This is a genomic window from uncultured Caulobacter sp. (assembly GCF_937900395.1).
Taxonomy (GTDB): Bacteria; Pseudomonadota; Alphaproteobacteria; order Caulobacterales; family Caulobacteraceae; genus Caulobacter.
Map to the genome: position 1 here is coordinate 53,750 of NZ_CALCDX010000240.1, position 16,133 is coordinate 69,882.

Below are 16,133 nucleotides of genomic sequence, written 5' to 3' on the forward strand. Positions count from 1 at the left end.
TCTCAAAGAGAGAGGGTATCTGTTCTGAAGCCCCTTCCCATGCCACCACTGCCCCATGCTGAAGCTCCCGCCCCTCAAGCCTGATTCCGACCAGATGCTGCATCTCGACGCCCTGCGGATCGTCGGGGCGGTGATGATCGTGGTGTTCCACTTCAACCGGTTCATCAATCTGGACGGCCACTGGCAGTGGGCGGACGACACGATCAAGACCTTCAGCCTGATCGTGGACCTGTTCTTCCTGATCTCCGGCTATGTGATGGCGGCGATCTATACCGGGAAGCTGAGCACCTTCGGCAAGTACCGGGACTTCCTGCAAAAGCGCGTGGCGCGGCTGGGGCCACTGCACTGGGCGACAATGCTGGTGTTCATCGCCGTGGCCGCCGCCGGCGCGGCCGGCTGGATCCAGGACCGCGATCCGCGTCGCTACGATGTGGCCTGCATCGTGCCCAACATCGTCTTCATCCACGCGTGGGGAGTCTGCCATTCCCAGACCTGGAACTTCGTCAGCTGGGCGATCAGCGCCGAGATGGGGATGTACCTGATCCTGCCGCTGCTGTTCCTGCTGACGGCGCGCGGCCCGTGGGTCACCTTGGCGACGGCCCTGCTGTCGATCGTGGTCATGCTGCAGACCCCGCACGGCGACAGGCCCTTCCACCAGTGGACCTGGGACTACGGGGTGCTCCGCGCGGTTCCGGGCTTCCTGATCGGCATGGCGGCCTTCCAGCTGCGAGGGCCGCTGGCGAAGATCCCGCGCCCGAACCTGCTGATGTGGCTGCTGCTCGCGGCCTATCTGGTCGCCTCGTGGGCGGGAACGCCGAGGACCGTCCTGCTGTTCGTCGTCTACGCCATCGGCCTGCTGGGCGTGGCGGCCGACGCCAAGGGCGTCCAGGGCGGCGTCAGCCGGCGACTGGCGCCGTGGGCGCAGCTGTCGTTCAGCCTGTACCTTCTGCACCCGATCGCCCTGAAGATGGGCCTGGCCTGGGTGGGTCTGGGGATGTGGAGCCTGAACGGCGACCTGATGCGCCTGTGGGTTCTGTTCTGGGTCGTGGCCCTGTTCCCGATCGCCTATCTGTCGCTGGTGTTCTTCGAGCGCCCGGCGCGGGATTGGCTGGCGGGGCTGGGGAAGCCCCCAAAGCCCCCTCTCTCCTAGAGAGAGGGTTGGGGTGAGAGGTTACGAGGTTTGACGGCGCGCCGGCAGAGCGGTCACCGCCGCAACCACTCACCCTCCCACCGCTTCGCGGCGGGCCCCTCCCTCTCTCAAAGAGAGAGGGATTTCGCTACGTGATCCACCCACGCCGGCAGCTCGCTGATGCTGGCCAGCTCGACGTAGCGCGGATGGTTCTCGGGCGCCTCGGCGGCCTCGTGGGACCAGACCAGCGGATACGGGATCAGCGCGCCCCAGCAGCCGGCCTCCAGGGCCGGCAGGATGTCCGAGCGCATCGAATTGCCGGCCATCACCGCCTGCTCGGCGCCGGTGCCGTAGCGGTCGAACACCCTGCGGTAGGTCCCGGCGTCCTTCTCCGACACGATCTCGACCGCCACGAAGTAGTCGCCCAGGCCCGACGAGGCCAGCTTCTGCTCCTGGTGCAGCAGATCCCCCTTGGTGATCAGGACCAGGCGATATTGCTCCGACAGTGCGGCCAGGGCGTTCTCGACGCCGGGCAGCGGTTCGATCGGCTCGGTCAGCATCTCGCGGCCGACGGCCAGGATCTCGCGGATCACGCGGGTGTCGACCGCGCCGTCGGTGACTTCCAGCGCCGTCTCGATCATCGACAGGGTGAAGCCCTTGGCCCCATAGCCGTAGACGCGGAGATTGCGCTTCTCGACGGCCGTCAGCTGGGCTTCGATCTTCTCCGGGTCGCCGTGCTCGGACAGCAGGTCCAGGAAGCGCTGGTGCGAAAGGCGAAACAGGCTCTCGCAGTGCCAGAGAGTGTCGTCGGCGTCGACGCCGACGGTGGTGATGCTCGTCATGGGGTCGGGGTTTAGCATCGCCGCGCGCGGGACGCACCCGCCAGCGGACCTCAGCCAGGGAACCTCAGAAGGTCAGGACCGCGAACACCACCAGGCTGACCGGCACGGCGGCCGACAGCACCATGCCCACGAGCGCTTCCGCCAATCCGAAGATCAGGCGGCTCGCCGAGAACAGCTCTTGGGGCGGGGTGGGGATCATCGGGTTTGAGCTCCTTTCCGGAGGACGTAACCCGATCCTGGTTAAGGTTCCGGTAGCCGCCGCCCGCGCGGGGTTGCGACAGATTGTCCGCGTCGGCCGCCTACGGCCCAAAAGAAAGGCCCGGCGCGAGGCCGGGCCAGATGGTCTTGGGGGAGGAAGCGCGGTCCGGATCCCGAAGGACCCGGACCGATTTCGATAAGCCTAGAAGCTCATCCGCAGGCCCAGCACGTAAGTACGGCCGGGCTTGTAGTAGGTGAAGGTCGCGTTGTCGTACTGGAAGTACGAGCGCAGCGACTCGTTGGTCAGGTTGGTGACGTTGAAGGTCACCTGCGGCGCGTTCTTCATGCCGAAGATCTTCTCCAGATCGTAGCTCGAAGAGAAGTCCGTCTGCTTGTAGTCGTCCGAGAACAGGGCGGCTTGGGTCACGCCGTTCTGGTTGGCGCCGCTGGACTGCGAGCCCTTCCGGTAGACGTGGCTCAGACGCAGGCTGACGCCGTTGTGCTCGTAGTAGCCGGTCAGGTTGTAGGTGTACTTGGCCACGCCGTAGGCGGTCGCCGGACCGTTGCTGGTCTGGTCGACGATCGTGGCGTTGGCGTTGAAGCCCAGACCCTCGACGCCGAAGCGGCTGGTCAGGAAGTCGAGCGGCTGCACCCACTGGAATTCCAGGCCGTTGATCGTCAGCTTGTTGGGCACGTTGATCTGCGACTGGATCTGAACCTGAGCCTGGGTCGGGCCGCCACGCGAGTTGATGGCCGTCTTCTGGGTGTCGTTCAGGGTGTCGTAGGTGATGCCGTACTGGGCCAGGGCCGAGAACGGTTGGGTCACGACGTTGTTGGTCGTGAAGCCGGTCAGCGACTTGCGGAACGCGTTGACCGCGATCACGCCTTCCTGGCCGGTGTAGAATTCGAAGCCCAGGTCGATGTTCTTCGAGAAGTACGGCTTCAGGGCCGAGTTGCCGATCGTGGCCTGGTCGGCCGACGGGGCGCCGAAGGAAACGCCCGGCAGCTGAGCGGCCGGATCCGGACGGGTCATCGTTTCCGAGACCGCGACGCGGGCCACGGCGTTCTCGCTGACGTCATAGGCGATGTTCGCGGCCGGCAGCCACTTCGAATAGGTGTTCTCGGTGTAGACGAAGTTGGTGACGTTCGGATAGCGCGCGCCGTCCGGCAGCTGAGCGCCGCCCGGCAGGGTGTTGCGCGGATCCGCCAGCGAGACGCGGCCGCCGATCGTCTGCTTGGTGTGCACGTAGCGGATGCCGATGTTGTAGCGCAGGTCGCTGTCCTTGACCTGGGTCACGCCGTTCAACTCGGTATAGGCCGAGCTGTTCTTCTCGTTGATATAGCCGCCGCTGGCGCCGGTGTTGGAACCACCCGACTCCGGCGTGTTGTCGTGGAACTGGTCGTAGTTGGTGGCCTTCTTGACCTTGTCCCAGTCGACGGTGACGAAGCCGGCCGGGCCGGGCTTCAGGTAGCTGGCCAGGCTGGTCGTCGGGATCAGCGAGCCGCCATAGGTGAGCGTGCCCGACTGACCGGCCGTGTAGCCCGTGCCGTAGCCCGGATAGGTCGGATAGCCGGCCGGGGCGGCGCCCGGCTGGTTCAGGCCCTGGCAGGGCGGGCCGCTGTTGGGCGAGGGCAGGTTCAGGCTCGGATTGTTGCCGCAGGTCGCGTTCTGCCAGGCGCCGCTGTTGTCATAGCCGCGGATGGTGCGCGAGATGTCGTCGTAATTGGCGCCGAACTTCAGGCTCAGAGCCTCGTCGCCCCAGGTAACCGAACCGCGAGCGCCCTTGGTCTCATACCAGCGCTTCTCGTCCTGCATGTTCAGGCGACCGCCGGTCCACACGAAGTTGGCGGGGTTGTTCAGGTCGATGCTGCTCTTGATCGTCGGGACGCCGGTCGGGTTGTAGGTGTAGTCCACCGTCACGCCGTTGCCGAGCGCGGTCGCCGGACCGAAGGTCGGGCTTTCGCGGTGGAAGGTGCTCTTGGTGTAGTTGGCCTGGGCCTCGACCTTCAGCTTGTCGTTGATCTGCCATTCGCCGCCCGGATTGATCCCCCACAGCTCGGTCTTTTCGAGATAGGGGCGGAATTCCAGGAAGAAGCTCGAGTTGGCGTAGGTGCCCTGGGTGACGGTGCAGCCCGTCGAGCAGTCGGCCTTGTCGTACTTGGTGTTCAGCGGAATGACCGCGCCGTTGCGGATGATCCACATGATGTCTTCGCGGATCAGGTCGTTCTTCTTGTAGCCGTACAGACCGTCGACATAGAATTTCATGTCGTCGTTCGGCTGCCACTCGAGGCTGCCCACCAGGTTGATGCGATCGCGCGTGCCGTAGTTGGCCGACGGGCGGCCGATACGCGGCAGCAGGCCGTTGTCGATCTGCTGGATCGTGGCGCCGGGGTTGTTGGCCAGCAGGAAGGCGCGGTCGATGGTCGTGCCGGCGACCAGGCCGCCGCCGGCGCCGACCGGCACCGTGGCCGGGATCGTCCAGTTGCCGCCGCCCGTGGCGTTACAGCCGCTGGTCGCGCCGCACTGGGCCGCCGACAGGTTCGGGTTGGTGAAGCCGATGGTCTCGTAGCCGCGCGTGTCGGTCTTCAGGCGCTGGCCGGAAACGCCGAACAGGACGCCGAAGTTGTCCCAGGTCTTGCTGGCGATCAGCGAACCCTTGCCGCCCAGCTTGGCGCCGTCGGCCTTCACGCCCTGGATGTTCATGCTCAGGTGCTGACCGGGACGATCGAACGGACGCGCCGAGCGCATGTCGATGTTACCCGCCGCGCCGCCTTCCAGCAGGCTGGCCGAGTAGCTCTTGTTCACCGTCAGCTTGGTGAAGAGGTCGGTCGGGAAGAACGACAGGTCGACCGAACGGTCGGTGCCTTGCGCGTCGGTCGCGCCCGACGAGGCCACGGCGATCGAGGCGCCGTTCAGGGTCACGTTGGTGAAGTTCGAGCCGAGACCGCGGATGGCGACGTTCGTGCCTTCGCCGGTGATGTCACGCGTGATGGTGATGCCGGGGATGCGGTTGAACGACTCGGCGATGTTGGAGTCGGGGAACTTGCCGATGTCTTCGGCGAAGATCGCGTCGGCGAAGCCGGTGGTCTCGCGCTTGGCGACCGTCGATTGCGCCAGGCTCTTGCGGTAGCCGGTAACGACGATTTCTTCGACCGCGCTGTTGTCCTCCGCGGCGGCCGGGGCCGGGGCGGTTTGAGCGTAAGCGGCCTGACCGATCGTCAAAGTGGTCAGGCAGGTCGCGCCGATCAGAGCCAGACGACGGGCGGAACGGTTTTGTCGGGTAGTCCGCATGTTTCTCCCCCTAAGGTTGACGCCTTGCGCCAGTTCGTTGTTCGCCGCGACCCGCCGACTCCTTTTAGAGTCTGACGCCCCGCCATAAGGCAGTGGTAGCGGTCACACTGGAAGCGTTACGAGGTATGTCCTCGTGTGTCAACGTGGTCAGACCTTGTTGTCGGGAGAGTGTCGGACCTTTGGTTGGCCACTGCGGCGCCGGCGCAACGGTGTTGGGTTGGGGGGAGGTTAACGTGAACAGCGCCCCCTCCGTCTCGCCGCTTCGCGCCGAGCCACCTCCCCCGTTACACGGGTGAGGATGAAGCGGACTCCTCCTGCCCCGCTTGCGGGGGAGGTGGCGCGGCGCCGATAGGCGACGTGACGGAGGGGGCGCTTCGAGCCCCTTTCATAAGGAGTGGGAGCGCTTACACCCACCCCGCCGGCCGCTCGGGCTCGCGGTGAGGCGTCGGCGGCGTCGCCGGCCGATGGGCCTTGATCACCCGGCGCAGCGAGGCGGGGAAGCGGTGCAGCTGGACCTCGGGCCGGATCGGGCGGGCGACCAGGCCGCCGCCGCAGTCGGGGCAGATCTCGTCGAAGCGCAGCTCGGCGCACGTGGCGCAGAAGGTGTGCTCGAAGGTGCAGATTCGCGCCTCCGGGCTGGCCGGCGGCAGGTCGCGGTCGCAGCACTCGCAATTGGGACGCAACTCGAGCATGGGCCGTCCTCCCGTGTCCGTCGCGCTTCTCTAAGAGCCATGTCTGGAAGCCCTTTACTATAAAGCGTTTTTCCCGCCTCGCGCGAGGGCGCGCGTTCAGTGATCACGGGAATGTGGAGGCCCGCGAAATTCGCGTGATCGAGAGGGGTTGACCCCCTCCCCCATACCCCCTAGACACGCCGCCGTTTGCGCGGCGGACGGGCCAAAAGCCCGTCCGTTTTTTAGAAGTAACGCCCCGGCTCTCCGGGGCTGGGCAGGGGTGCACCTTGGCCCGCTTTTTTGCAAAAATAGGCCGCCCAATTCCGGGCCATCGCGTTCAGGAGCGCTCAACAGAATGTCCCAAGACCTTCTTCCCGGCGTCACCGGCGTTCTGGCCCTCGCGGACGGCACGATCCTGCAAGGCGTGGGCTGCGGCGCGGTCGGCGACGCGGTCGGCGAGGTGTGCTTCAACACCGCCATGACCGGCTACCAGGAGATCCTGACGGACCCCTCCTACATGGCCCAGATCGTGGCCTTCACCTTCCCGCACGTAGGCAATGTCGGCACGAACGCCGAGGACGTCGAGCAGGTCACCGGCGTGGCCGAGACGGCCGCCCGCGGCGCCCTGTTCCGCGACGTCCCGACCGAGCAGGCCAACTGGCGCGCCGGCGGCGACTTCGACGCCTGGATGAAGACCCGCGGCGTGATCGGCCTGGCCGGGATCGACACCCGAGCCCTGACCCGCAAGATTCGCGAGACCGGCATGCCGCACGGCGTCATCGCCCATTCGCCGGACGGCAAGTTCGACCTTCCGGCCCTGGTCGCCAAGGCCAAGGCCTGGGAAGGCCTGGTGGGCCTGGATCTCGCCAAGGACGCCTCGACCACCCAGACCTTCACCTGGGACGAGGGCCTGTGGTCGTGGCCGGAAGGCTACGCCAAGCTCGATAAGCCCAAGTACGAGGTCGTGGTCATCGACTACGGCGTCAAGCGCAACATCCTGCGCGCCCTGGCCCATGTCGGCGCCCGCGCCACGGTGGTGCCGGCCGACACCAAGGCCGAGGACATCCTGGCTCGCAACCCGGACGGCGTGCTGCTGAGCAACGGCCCCGGCGACCCGGCCGCGACCGGCGAATACGCCGTGCCCGAGATCCAGAAGCTGGTCGCCAGCGGCAAGCCGGTGTTCGGCATCTGCCTGGGCCACCAGATGCTGGCCCTGGCCCTGGGCGCCAAGACCGTGAAGATGGAGCAGGGCCACCACGGCGCGAACCACCCGGTGAAGGACCTGACCACCGGCAAGGTCGAGATCGTCTCGATGAACCACGGCTTCACCGTGGACAGCGCCTCGCTGCCCGCGCCGGTGCAGGAGACCCACGTCTCGCTGTTCGACGGCACCAACGCCGGCATCGCGCTGGCCGACAAGCCGGTCTTCAGCGTCCAGCACCACCCGGAAGCCTCGCCCGGCCCGACCGACAGCCTGTATCTGTTCGAGCGGTTTGCTGGGCTGATGGACAAGGCGAGGTAGTTCTCGCCCTCCTCACCACAATTGCCCTCGTCATCCCGGCCGCAGCGAAGCGGAGAGCCGGGACCCAGGGGCCGCCGTATTGCCGCTCGCCCCTGGGTCCCGGGTCGGCTACGCCGCCCGGGATGACGAGAGCAATTGCATAGACAATCAACCTATAGTTACATCAACGAATGGCGCACCAGTCGTTCGTCTACATCCTCGCCAGCGGACGGAACGGCACGCTCTACACCGGCGTCACGGCGGACCTTTCGCGCCGTGTCTGGCAGCACCGAGAAGCGAAGACAGGCTTCACAGCCAAATACGGCGTCACCAAGCTGGTCTGGTATCAAGAGTTCGCGGAAGTCGATCAGGCGATCGTCTACGAGAAGCGCATCAAGCGCTGGCGGCGGGCCTGGAAGCTGCAACTGATCGAGGCCGAGAACCCTCAGTGGCTCGATCTCTACGAGAGCTGGAACTGCTGAAGCCAATCCCTCGTCCTTGCGCCCCAGGCGAAGCGCGATGCGGCCGCCCCTGGGTCCCGGCTCTCCGCTTCGCTACGGCCGGGATGACGAGTGGTTCTAATGGCGAACTAGGCGGCCCCCATAGGGGCCGCCTCCCGCAAACATAGGGGGCGCTGCGGGAGGCGGCGGCCAAGCGCCCTCGGCAAAAGGGGGCGCGCTTCGGGCGCTTGGCGGCGGGCAGAGTCCGGCGCTCTTCCGGCGAACCGGGACAGCGCGAGACCCAAACGCGTGGAGCGGGACTAGGCCTTGATGTTCAGCAGCGCGCCGGTCATCTGGTCGGCGGTCTGAATGACCTTGGCGTTGGCCTTGAAGTCGTATTGAGCGCTGATCTGCTCGACACGTTCCTTGGCGTAGTCCACGTCCTTCAGTTCCTCGACCGTCTCGGCGTGCGCGTCGGACGACGCGACCCGCTGAGCGCTAGCGTTCAAGCGGTTGGCGGCGACCGTCATACCGGCGGCGGCGATAGCGAGAGCCTGCATAAGGCGTCCTCCTTGCTCGTCGCGAGTTATCCGGTCGTTTCGGTTAAGCGGTCGCAACCAAAGATGGTAAAATTTACCACTTAGTCACCTTTTTTAGCGCGAATTAACCATGATATCGGTTTCCAGTCCCACCTCCGCTGGAGGCGGAATGATGCCCTCCTCCGGAGGTGGAGGACGGGAAGAGCGAGGTTTGACGGCGCGCAACGGCGGCGTCCGGCCCTCGCCCGCCCCCATCCGCGCAAGATCCTGCCGAAGATTACCAAACGTTTAGGTCGCCACGCCTCGACAAGCTGTCATCGTCCCGACATGGTTCGCGGCCGCCCGCCTGGGGCCGTTTTTCGATAACCGTTTCGACGCGACGACCGCCGATAGGGTCCGACGTTCGCGTCCCGAGGAGCCTCTTGAGAATGTCGTTCACGCGTCGCGCCGCGCTCGCCAGCGCCGCCCTGCTGATGGTCGCCCAGCCGGTCCTGGCGGCCGCTCCCGCCAAGCCCGCCGCCGCCGCTCAAAAGGCGGCCTCCAAGACCGCCCACGCCGGCTCGGACTTCGTCCCCTCCGCCGAGGCGATCAAGGCGCACATGACCTTCCTGGCCGACGACGCGATGGAAGGCCGCGAGGCCGGCACGCGCGGCTACGACATCGCCGCCAACTATGTCGCGGCCCAGTACGCCCTGCTGGGCGTCAAGCCGGGCGGCGACAAGGGCTCCTACCTGCAGCGCGTGCCGCTGCTGGCCTTCCGTCCGGCCGGCGAGGGTTCGCTGACGCTGACCGGCGCCCCCCAGGCTGATGGCGGCGCCGCGGTCGCCCTGAAGTACGGCGAGGACTACCTGCCGAACGCCCAGGCCCAGGCCGCCGACCTGTCGGTCGAGGCCCCGCTGGTCTTCGTCGGCTACGGCGTCGTCGACGCCACGCGCGGTCGCGACGACTACGCGGGCCTGGACGTGAAGGGCAAGATCGTCGTCATGCTGACGGGCGCCCCGTCCTCGATCCAGACCGAGGAGCGCGCCCACCTCTCCAGCCCCAACACCAAGCGGACCGAAGCGGCCAAGCGCGGCGCGATCGGCGTGCTGACCATCCCGACCACCAGCGGCGAGAAGCGCCGTCCGTTCGCGCGCGGCCTGAACGGCATGAAGGAATGGCGCGTGACCTGGCGCGACGCCCAGGACGTCGGCGCGATCCGCGCGCCGGCCGCTCCGGCCCTGGCCCAGATCAGCCTGGCCGGCGCGGCCAAGCTGTTTGCCGGGTCCCCGACCGCTCTCGACGCCGTCCTGGCCGAGGCCGAGACCCCGCAGGGCGCGGTCAAGGGCTTCCCCCTGGCGACCAAGGCCAAGGTCGTGCTGAAAACCGAGATCGAAAAGCGCGAAAGCAGCAACGTCGTCGGGATCATCGAGGGCTCGGACCCGAAGCTGAAGGCCCAGACCGTCATCCTGTCGGCCCACCTGGATCACATCGGGATCAAGGAAAACGCCAAGCCCGGCGAGGACCGCGTCAACAACGGCGCGCTCGACAACGCCTCGGGGATCGCGACCCTGCTGGAGGTCGCGCGCGGTTTCAAGAACACCAAGGTTCGCCCCAAGCGCTCGATCGTTCTGCTGGCCGTCACCGGCGAGGAGAAGGGTCTGGTCGGCTCGGACTACTTCGCCACGAACCCGACCGTGAAGAAGGCCGACATCGCCGCCGACGTGAACCTGGACATGCCGGTGCTGCTGTATCCGTTCACCGACGTCATCGCCTTCGGCGCCGACCGCTCGACCGTCGGCGAGGCCGTTAAGCACGCCGCCGCCCGCGTGGGCGTGGGCCTGTCGGGCGACCCGCTGCCGGAAGAGGGCCTCTTCACCCGCTCGGACCACTACCGCTTCGTCGAGCAGGGTATCCCGGCCGTCTTCCTGATGACCGGCTTCCAGAACGGCGGCGAGAAGGCCTTCACCACCTTCCTGAAGACCAACTACCACCACCCGGGCGATGACCTGAACCAGCCGATCGACTACCAGGCGGCCGCCAAGTTCGCCCTGGTGAACTACGAGATCGCCCGCGAGCTGGCCAACACCCCGGCCCGCCCGGTCTGGAAGAAGGGCGACTTCTTCGGCGCGGCCTTCGCGCCGGCGGGCCATCCGTCCGCGGCGAAGTAGGTCCGCGGCTAGCCAATAACCCGACCTCCCCGGCGAATGCCGGGGCCCAGATCGAACCCGCTGAGTTGGACGTTCTCTCGCGGCGCTCAGGCGCGAGCACGTCGAAGTCCCCGGATGAATCTGGGTCCCGGCATTCGCCGGGAAATCGGGGGGGGTGGGTGGGCATCAGCGGTTGACCCCTCTCCCATCCAGAGCGATTTTCGGCCTCTCCATTCTCCCGAGGCCCCTCCCCTTGCTTCGCACCGGCGCTTTCCTGAAGATCGGCGTGATCGCGCCGGCCGTGATGGTGGCCGACGTGTGGATCGCCCAGCGGCTGTTCCCCGGCTTCGACGCCGGCGCGCAGTTCATCAGCGAGCTGGGCGGGCCGGCCGCGCCGATGCCGGAGGTGTTCAACATCGGCATGGTCATCGCCGGGATCGCGGGCCTGTTCGCCGGCGCCGGCTTCACCCACGCCCTGGAGCACGCCGGAGGACGCCGGACGGTGTCGGCCTTCGCGGGGCTGTTCGTGGCGCTGACCGGCCTGGGCGCCGTCTTCGCGGGCGTGTTTCACTGGCCCGATCCGATGCACCGCGCCTGCGGCGTGGGCCTGGCCATCCAGTTCGCGCCGCTGTTCACCGCCTGGGCGCTGTGGGGCCGACCCGACCACCGTCGCCTCGCCAATTTCTCTCTGGGTTGGTTCTTCGGCCTTCTGCTGGTGTTCGCCCTGCTGACCGGCGTCTGGAACGTCCGCACCGGCCACGACGTTGGCTACTGGCAGCGCGGCCACGCCTTCCTCGGCCTGCTGTGGCTGGCGGTGGCGGCCTGGACCCTGGAGCGGCACTGGAAAGCCGTCAGGGTCAGCGCCGAGCCCGCGGCTGCCTGACCACCCAGCGGGAGACCGCCATGACCGGACACCCTCGCGCGGCCGCCGCCGCGCTGGCCGCCCTGACTCTCGCCGCCTGCTCGCCCAGGCCCGCGGCGGACAAGGCCGAGCCCGCGCCGGCCGCGCCCACCCCGACACCCGCCGCGCCGCCGGCCGCTCAAAGCGCCACGGTCGGGGGCGACGGTTCGCCGATCCAGCTGTCGCCCCTGACCGCCGCCGACCGCGAGGCCAATCCGCTCGAGGGAGAATTGGGCTGCGGCTTTAGCGCGGGCGACCCGGAGCCGCTGCTGATCGCCATGGGCGTCGTCGGCTCGCGCGATCCCGCCTTCGGCCTGGTCAAGGTGGGCGACTATGTCGAGCGCGTCGCCGCGCCCGGCGGCTTCGACGGCATGCTGAAGGGGGCGACCTTCAGCGGGCGGGGCAAGACCGTCAGCATCGCGGTGACCGGTCCGGCGCGCGGCGGCGGTGAATCGCCGCCCAGCCCCGCCACCCTCACCTACGACCGGGCCGACGGCGCCCGCCGCGTGATCGAGGGCGAGTGGACCTGCGGGCCCTAGGAGGAGAACGACGCGCCCTAAGCCCGTTCGCCCAGCAGCACGCGACGGATGTCCCCGCCCGAGCGCGACAGCAGGATCAGCAGGTAGATCGACAGGAAGAGCATTCCGCCGAACACCGCGACGACGCCCAGCGCCAGGGCCGCCGGCTTGAAGCCGCCGCGCCACGCGACCCACAGGCCTGACAGCAGCAGGAAGCAGAAGAAATCCAGATTGAACTGGCCCGGCCAGCCCATCGCCGCCATGTCGCCGAAGAAGATCGGCAAGAGGTTCCAGCCATGGTTGGCGATGGTCACGCTGGTGTAGCCGACGATCGCCACCAGGCACGCCAGCAGGAACAGTCGAAACGGCGCCATGTCGCCCTCTCCCTCCCTTTTTGGGGAAGGATGACGCCCACTGAGCGCGCCGTCGAGAGGCGGCCAAACATACCGTGTCATCCCGGAAGCCTCGCAGCGGCTATCCGGGATGACACCGTATTTTCAGCGCATCGCCTTGGCCACCGTGCGCAGCAGCACCTCGGGCGCGTGGTCGTGGCGGGTGATCGGCGGGATCGGGCGGTCGACGCCCTTCAGTTGGTACACGGCCATCTGCGCCGCCCGCACCGAATATTCGACCGTGAAGACAACGTCGTCCGGGATCTCCACGAACTGACTGACGAAGGCCAGGTTCACCGAGGTCTCCGGGACCGGCAGGGGACGGTCCTCCTTGCGGCGCGGCATGAACATCGAGGTGATGTAGGGAAGTCGGCAGGGCACGCAGGTCGCGTCCTCGAAGACGTCCGGCTCCAGGCCCAGATGGCCGCACAGCTCCTGCAGGATCTCGCGGCCGCCGCACTGGCTCATCGGCTTGGCGACGAAGTCGCCGACCCGGTCGGGATGCAGGGCGTAGCCCCAGAACACCGACCAGCCCTTCGGCTGATCCAGGAAGTGCGGCTGGTGGTACAGCACCACCGACATCAGCCAGCGCGAGTCCTTGAAGGTCACGAGGCCGCCGGTCCCGGCCTCATTGCCGCTGAAGGCCTTCATGGCGTCGAAGAACTTCGGGTTGCGGCAGGTGACCGTGAACGACTCCCACAGGCTGCGGCCGATCTGGGTGTTGAAGGCGGCGGGATTGCCGAACTCGGGACGGCCGGCGGCGATCTTCTCCCACAGCGCCCAGCCCTGGCTGTCGGCCTTGGTCATGGCCGGCGGCGGAGCCTCCATGGTCCCGAGGCTGGTGGCGTCGGTCATCGAGCCGTTCTGGTAGAAGACGAGGTCGTCGGGCGCCACGTCCACCGTCTCGACCTTGCCCGCGCGATCCAGGACCAGGCGGGTGACGCGGTGGCGGCCGGCCTCGGTGGCGATCTCCATGTCGGTGACGACCGTGTCGCCGACGAAGTTCACCCCGCGCTCGCGCAGCCAGCGCTCCAGCGGGACGACGATGGCGTCATACTGGTTGTAGACCGTGCGCTTGACCCCGCCGAGCGTCTCGATGCGCGGGAACTCGTTCATGAAGCGATGGAAATAGCGCTTCAGCTCGACGGCGCTGTGCCAGGGCTGGAAGGCGAAGGTCGTCTGCCACATGAACCAGAAATTGGTCTCGAAGAACGGCGGCGACAGCCAGTCGGTGATCGGATCATCGCCCAGGGTCTCCTCGGGCGTCTGCATCAGCCGCACCAGCTCCAGCCGGTCCTGCATGGAAAAGCCCAGGTGGGTCACGTCCACCTTGTGCAGGTTGCGGTCGACCAGCCTGGCTTGGGAGTGGGCCACGACCTCCTTGTTGAAGGCGACGGTCTGCTCGCGCACCGTCTGGCCGGGCGCGTCGACGCTGGGAATGGTCGAGAGCAGGTCCCAGGTGCACTCGTAGTGGTCGGTGGTCAGCATCCGCCCGCCGCGCAGCGAGTACGACCCGTCCGGCAGGCGCGAACCGTCCAGCGAGCCGCCGAACACCTTGGGGTGCTTCTCGTAGATCGCGATGTCCGCGCCGGCGACGCCCGCGTCGCGGATCAGGAAGGCGGCTCCGGCCAGGGCGCCGATACCGCCGCCGACGAAATAGTGCTTCATGGCCCTGATCCTTCTGTCCGCTTGGTCGAGGGCGGCGTTCTCCGCCTTCGCGGGCCAGCGCGCCTTGAGGCGGGTCAACGATTGACGGGCGGGCGCGGCGGGCCCACCTCTAGAGACAGTCTGGAGGGCGTACCGATGGCTCAGGTGACGGTCTGGTTCGACGGCGCTTGCCCGCTGTGCATCCGCGAGATCGCCCTGATGCGCCGACTGGATCGGCGGGGCGCGATCAGCTTCATCGACGCCTCTCGAGAGGATGGGGCCAGCGAGGACGCCAGCTGCCCGATCGACCGCGCCGACCTGCTCGCCAAGTTCCACGCCCGCGAGAACGGCCAGCTGCTATCGGGCGCGGCGGCCTTCGCGGCCATGTGGCGGGCGATCCCGGTGCTGCGGCCCTTCGGCCTGCTGGCGCGGCGGCCCTGGGCGCTGAAGGCGCTGGACGCGCTCTACCGCCGCTTCCTGCGGGTGCGGCCGAAGCTGCAGAAGTTCGTTGGGAGGATGGCTGGAGGGCGTAAGGCTCGCCAGAGATAACAACACTCCCCGCCTTCCTAGGCCTTGTGCCTAGGACCCATCGTTCCGTGGCCGCTGAGTCGATCGGCGCCCCGGCCCGTTCCGCTTCGTTCTGCTCTAAGCGCGGAGCCTGCCGCCAGTATGGGTCCTGGGCACAAGGCCCAGGAAGGCGATCGTTGATTTGAACGGCGGACCGATCGCCCCCTACTCCGCCGCCTCCATCGGAGTCGGGTCGCCGTCGTGCGAGATCAGCACCGCCAGCCAGCGCAGGTCCTCGTACTGGGCCAGGGCGTACATCAGCGCCAGGGTCAGCGGGATGGCCAGGAACGCGCCCGGCACGCCCCACAGCACCGTCCACATGCCGACGGCGATCAGGCTGGCGGCCGGGTCGATGTTCTGGCTGTCGGCCTGCATCTTGGGCAGGACCAGGTTGCCGACGACCGACGAGACGAGCTGGATGCCGACGAACACGACGATCGCCGGGGTCAGGCTGGGGAACTGCAGCAGGGCGAACAGGGTCGGCCCGACGCTGCCGGCCAGCACCCCCAGCACTGGCAGATAGGCGAACAGGAAGATCACCAGGCCCCAGAACAGGGCGTTGTCCAGGCCCACCGCCATCATCACCGCCCAGGACCCGACGGCGATCATCAGGCCGGTGATCGACTGGACGTACATGTAGCTCTCGACGCCCGAGAAGCTGCGCTCAAGCACCGTGGCCAGCCCCCGGCCGCCGCGCGACGCGACGATCTGGTCGACGCGCTTCTCGATCATCGGCTTGGAGACCAGCAGGAAGAACAGGAAGATCAGGGTCAGGCCCAGGCCCGCGGAGGCGTCCTGGACGCTGCCCAGCAGGCGGTCGGCCACCGGCCCCAGCTCGACCTTCTGGGCCAGGGCCTCCAGGCTCAGCCGCCCGCCCGGCGCGGGGATCATCGCCAGCAGCTGGTCGATCCGCGCCAGCATGGCCGGCATCTTGTCGACGATCCGAGACGCCCCCTCGATCACCACCGCCATGCTGGCGACGATGATCCCGCCGACGATCACGGCGGTGATGGCGAACACCATCCAGCGCCGCGCCTTGGGCAACAGGCGCACGACCCGCTCGCTGAGCGCCATGATCAGGATCGCCAGCACCAGCGCCAGGGTGAACGGCCACAGCACGGCGCGGAACACGTACAGCAGGGCCGCCGCCATGGCGAAGTTCACCAGGAACGATGTGCCGGGCTTGGTCATGCGGTCTCCGCGGCGATGGACGAGGATATTCCTCCGCGGGCGATAACATTTCCCTGACGGCAAGCGCTACCGCGGAGGGGTTAGCGGATCGACTTGACGTTCGCGGAGCCCCTCCAAGACACCGACCTCCCCGGCGAATGCCGGGGCCCAGATTCATCCGGAGCGGCTGGGGATGA

Annotated in this window: 15 protein-coding genes; 7 read left to right on the forward strand and 8 right to left on the reverse strand. The window is 67.5% G+C overall.

What is annotated here, in order from left to right; all coding sequences use genetic code 11:
- Nucleotides 1-55: 55 nt before the first annotated feature.
- A complete protein-coding gene (locus tag Q0379_RS21910) occupies nt 56-1,150 on the forward strand; it encodes an acyltransferase (RefSeq protein WP_299016718.1) in 1,095 nt (364 codons plus the stop codon).
- A gap of 107 nt (nt 1,151-1,257) precedes the next feature.
- On the opposite strand, the gene Q0379_RS21915 is transcribed toward Q0379_RS21910, so the two are convergent.
- The 4 genes from Q0379_RS21915 to Q0379_RS21930 all read right to left on the reverse strand — a co-directional run bounded on the left by Q0379_RS21915 (nt 1,258) and on the right by Q0379_RS21930 (nt 6,153).
- Nucleotides 1,258-1,971, reverse strand: a complete 714-nt coding sequence (locus Q0379_RS21915; RefSeq protein ID WP_299016720.1) for an HAD family hydrolase — start codon at nt 1,969-1,971, stop codon at nt 1,258-1,260.
- A gap of 64 nt (nt 1,972-2,035) precedes the next feature.
- Nucleotides 2,036-2,170 carry a hypothetical protein gene (locus tag Q0379_RS21920; RefSeq protein WP_299016722.1) on the reverse strand — a complete coding sequence of 45 codons (135 nt, stop codon included), beginning with the start codon at nt 2,168-2,170 and terminating at the stop codon, nt 2,036-2,038.
- 201 nt (nt 2,171-2,371) lie between these two features.
- Complete coding sequence (locus Q0379_RS21925; RefSeq protein WP_299016723.1) at nt 2,372-5,461, reverse strand: TonB-dependent receptor; 3,090 nt, start codon at nt 5,459-5,461, stop codon at nt 2,372-2,374.
- A 404-nt stretch (nt 5,462-5,865) separates the two neighbouring features.
- A complete protein-coding gene (locus tag Q0379_RS21930; RefSeq protein ID WP_299016725.1) occupies nt 5,866-6,153 on the reverse strand; it encodes a DUF1272 domain-containing protein in 288 nt (95 codons plus the stop codon).
- Nucleotides 6,154-6,487: 334 nt separating this feature from the next.
- Between Q0379_RS21930 and carA the strand changes: the two genes are divergently transcribed.
- On the forward strand, nt 6,488-7,654 hold the full coding sequence (gene carA / locus Q0379_RS21935; protein ID WP_299016727.1) for a glutamine-hydrolyzing carbamoyl-phosphate synthase small subunit: 1,167 nt from the start codon (nt 6,488-6,490) through the stop codon (nt 7,652-7,654).
- A gap of 170 nt (nt 7,655-7,824) precedes the next feature.
- Nucleotides 7,825-8,115, forward strand: coding sequence for a GIY-YIG nuclease family protein (locus Q0379_RS21940; RefSeq protein ID WP_299016729.1), 291 nt, complete (start codon nt 7,825-7,827; stop codon nt 8,113-8,115).
- Nucleotides 8,116-8,393: 278 nt separating this feature from the next.
- Here the strand turns inward: Q0379_RS21940 and Q0379_RS21945 are convergent, their stop codons facing one another.
- The gene (locus tag Q0379_RS21945; protein WP_299016731.1) at nt 8,394-8,633 is read right to left on the reverse strand and encodes a flagellar basal body rod C-terminal domain-containing protein; all 240 of its coding nucleotides are present in this window, start codon (nt 8,631-8,633) and stop codon (nt 8,394-8,396) included.
- Nucleotides 8,634-9,040: 407 nt separating this feature from the next.
- Here Q0379_RS21945 and Q0379_RS21950 point away from each other — a divergent pair, with 407 nt between their 5' ends.
- The 3 genes from Q0379_RS21950 to Q0379_RS21960 all read left to right on the forward strand — a co-directional run bounded on the left by Q0379_RS21950 (nt 9,041) and on the right by Q0379_RS21960 (nt 12,181).
- Nucleotides 9,041-10,762, forward strand: coding sequence for a M20/M25/M40 family metallo-hydrolase (locus tag Q0379_RS21950; RefSeq protein ID WP_299016732.1), 1,722 nt, complete (start codon nt 9,041-9,043; stop codon nt 10,760-10,762).
- Between the two features lie 232 nt (nt 10,763-10,994).
- Complete coding sequence (locus Q0379_RS21955) at nt 10,995-11,624, forward strand: DUF998 domain-containing protein (RefSeq protein ID WP_299016733.1); 630 nt, start codon at nt 10,995-10,997, stop codon at nt 11,622-11,624.
- 20 nt (nt 11,625-11,644) lie between these two features.
- Complete coding sequence (locus Q0379_RS21960) at nt 11,645-12,181, forward strand: hypothetical protein (protein WP_299016734.1); 537 nt, start codon at nt 11,645-11,647, stop codon at nt 12,179-12,181.
- A 17-nt stretch (nt 12,182-12,198) separates the two neighbouring features.
- Here the strand turns inward: Q0379_RS21960 and Q0379_RS21965 are convergent, their stop codons facing one another.
- Both Q0379_RS21965 and Q0379_RS21970 read right to left on the reverse strand, forming a co-directional pair.
- The gene (locus Q0379_RS21965; protein ID WP_299016735.1) at nt 12,199-12,534 is read right to left on the reverse strand and encodes a hypothetical protein; all 336 of its coding nucleotides are present in this window, start codon (nt 12,532-12,534) and stop codon (nt 12,199-12,201) included.
- Between the two features lie 123 nt (nt 12,535-12,657).
- Nucleotides 12,658-14,298, reverse strand: coding sequence for an oleate hydratase (locus Q0379_RS21970; RefSeq protein WP_299016736.1), 1,641 nt, complete (start codon nt 14,296-14,298; stop codon nt 12,658-12,660).
- Nucleotides 14,299-14,355: 57 nt separating this feature from the next.
- Here Q0379_RS21970 and Q0379_RS21975 point away from each other — a divergent pair, with 57 nt between their 5' ends.
- Nucleotides 14,356-14,748, forward strand: coding sequence for a thiol-disulfide oxidoreductase DCC family protein (locus tag Q0379_RS21975; RefSeq protein WP_299016737.1), 393 nt, complete (start codon nt 14,356-14,358; stop codon nt 14,746-14,748).
- A gap of 183 nt (nt 14,749-14,931) precedes the next feature.
- Here Q0379_RS21975 and Q0379_RS21980 read toward each other — a convergent pair whose 3' ends face one another.
- On the reverse strand, nt 14,932-15,957 hold the full coding sequence (locus Q0379_RS21980; protein ID WP_299016750.1) for an AI-2E family transporter: 1,026 nt from the start codon (nt 15,955-15,957) through the stop codon (nt 14,932-14,934).
- Nucleotides 15,958-16,133 lie beyond the last annotated feature (176 nt).

Excerpts from the sequence above, each read along its gene's own strand:
- Q0379_RS21910 (WP_299016718.1), top strand. The coding sequence starts at position 56 with ATGCTGAAGCTCCCGCCCCTCAAGCCTGATTCCGACCAGATGCTGCAT.
- Q0379_RS21915 (WP_299016720.1), bottom strand. The coding sequence starts at position 1,971 with ATGACGAGCATCACCACCGTCGGCGTCGACGCCGACGACACTCTCTGG.
- Q0379_RS21920 (WP_299016722.1), bottom strand. The coding sequence starts at position 2,170 with ATGATCCCCACCCCGCCCCAAGAGCTGTTCTCGGCGAGCCGCCTGATC.
- Q0379_RS21925 (WP_299016723.1), bottom strand. The coding sequence starts at position 5,461 with ATGCGGACTACCCGACAAAACCGTTCCGCCCGTCGTCTGGCTCTGATC.
- Q0379_RS21930 (WP_299016725.1), bottom strand. The coding sequence starts at position 6,153 with ATGCTCGAGTTGCGTCCCAATTGCGAGTGCTGCGACCGCGACCTGCCG.
- carA (WP_299016727.1), top strand. The coding sequence starts at position 6,488 with ATGTCCCAAGACCTTCTTCCCGGCGTCACCGGCGTTCTGGCCCTCGCG.
- Q0379_RS21940 (WP_299016729.1), top strand. The coding sequence starts at position 7,825 with ATGGCGCACCAGTCGTTCGTCTACATCCTCGCCAGCGGACGGAACGGC.
- Q0379_RS21945 (WP_299016731.1), bottom strand. The coding sequence starts at position 8,633 with ATGCAGGCTCTCGCTATCGCCGCCGCCGGTATGACGGTCGCCGCCAAC.
- Q0379_RS21950 (WP_299016732.1), top strand. The coding sequence starts at position 9,041 with ATGTCGTTCACGCGTCGCGCCGCGCTCGCCAGCGCCGCCCTGCTGATG.
- Q0379_RS21960 (WP_299016734.1), top strand. The coding sequence starts at position 11,645 with ATGACCGGACACCCTCGCGCGGCCGCCGCCGCGCTGGCCGCCCTGACT.
- Q0379_RS21965 (WP_299016735.1), bottom strand. The coding sequence starts at position 12,534 with ATGGCGCCGTTTCGACTGTTCCTGCTGGCGTGCCTGGTGGCGATCGTC.
- Q0379_RS21975 (WP_299016737.1), top strand. The coding sequence starts at position 14,356 with ATGGCTCAGGTGACGGTCTGGTTCGACGGCGCTTGCCCGCTGTGCATC.
- Q0379_RS21980 (WP_299016750.1), bottom strand. The coding sequence starts at position 15,957 with ATGACCAAGCCCGGCACATCGTTCCTGGTGAACTTCGCCATGGCGGCG.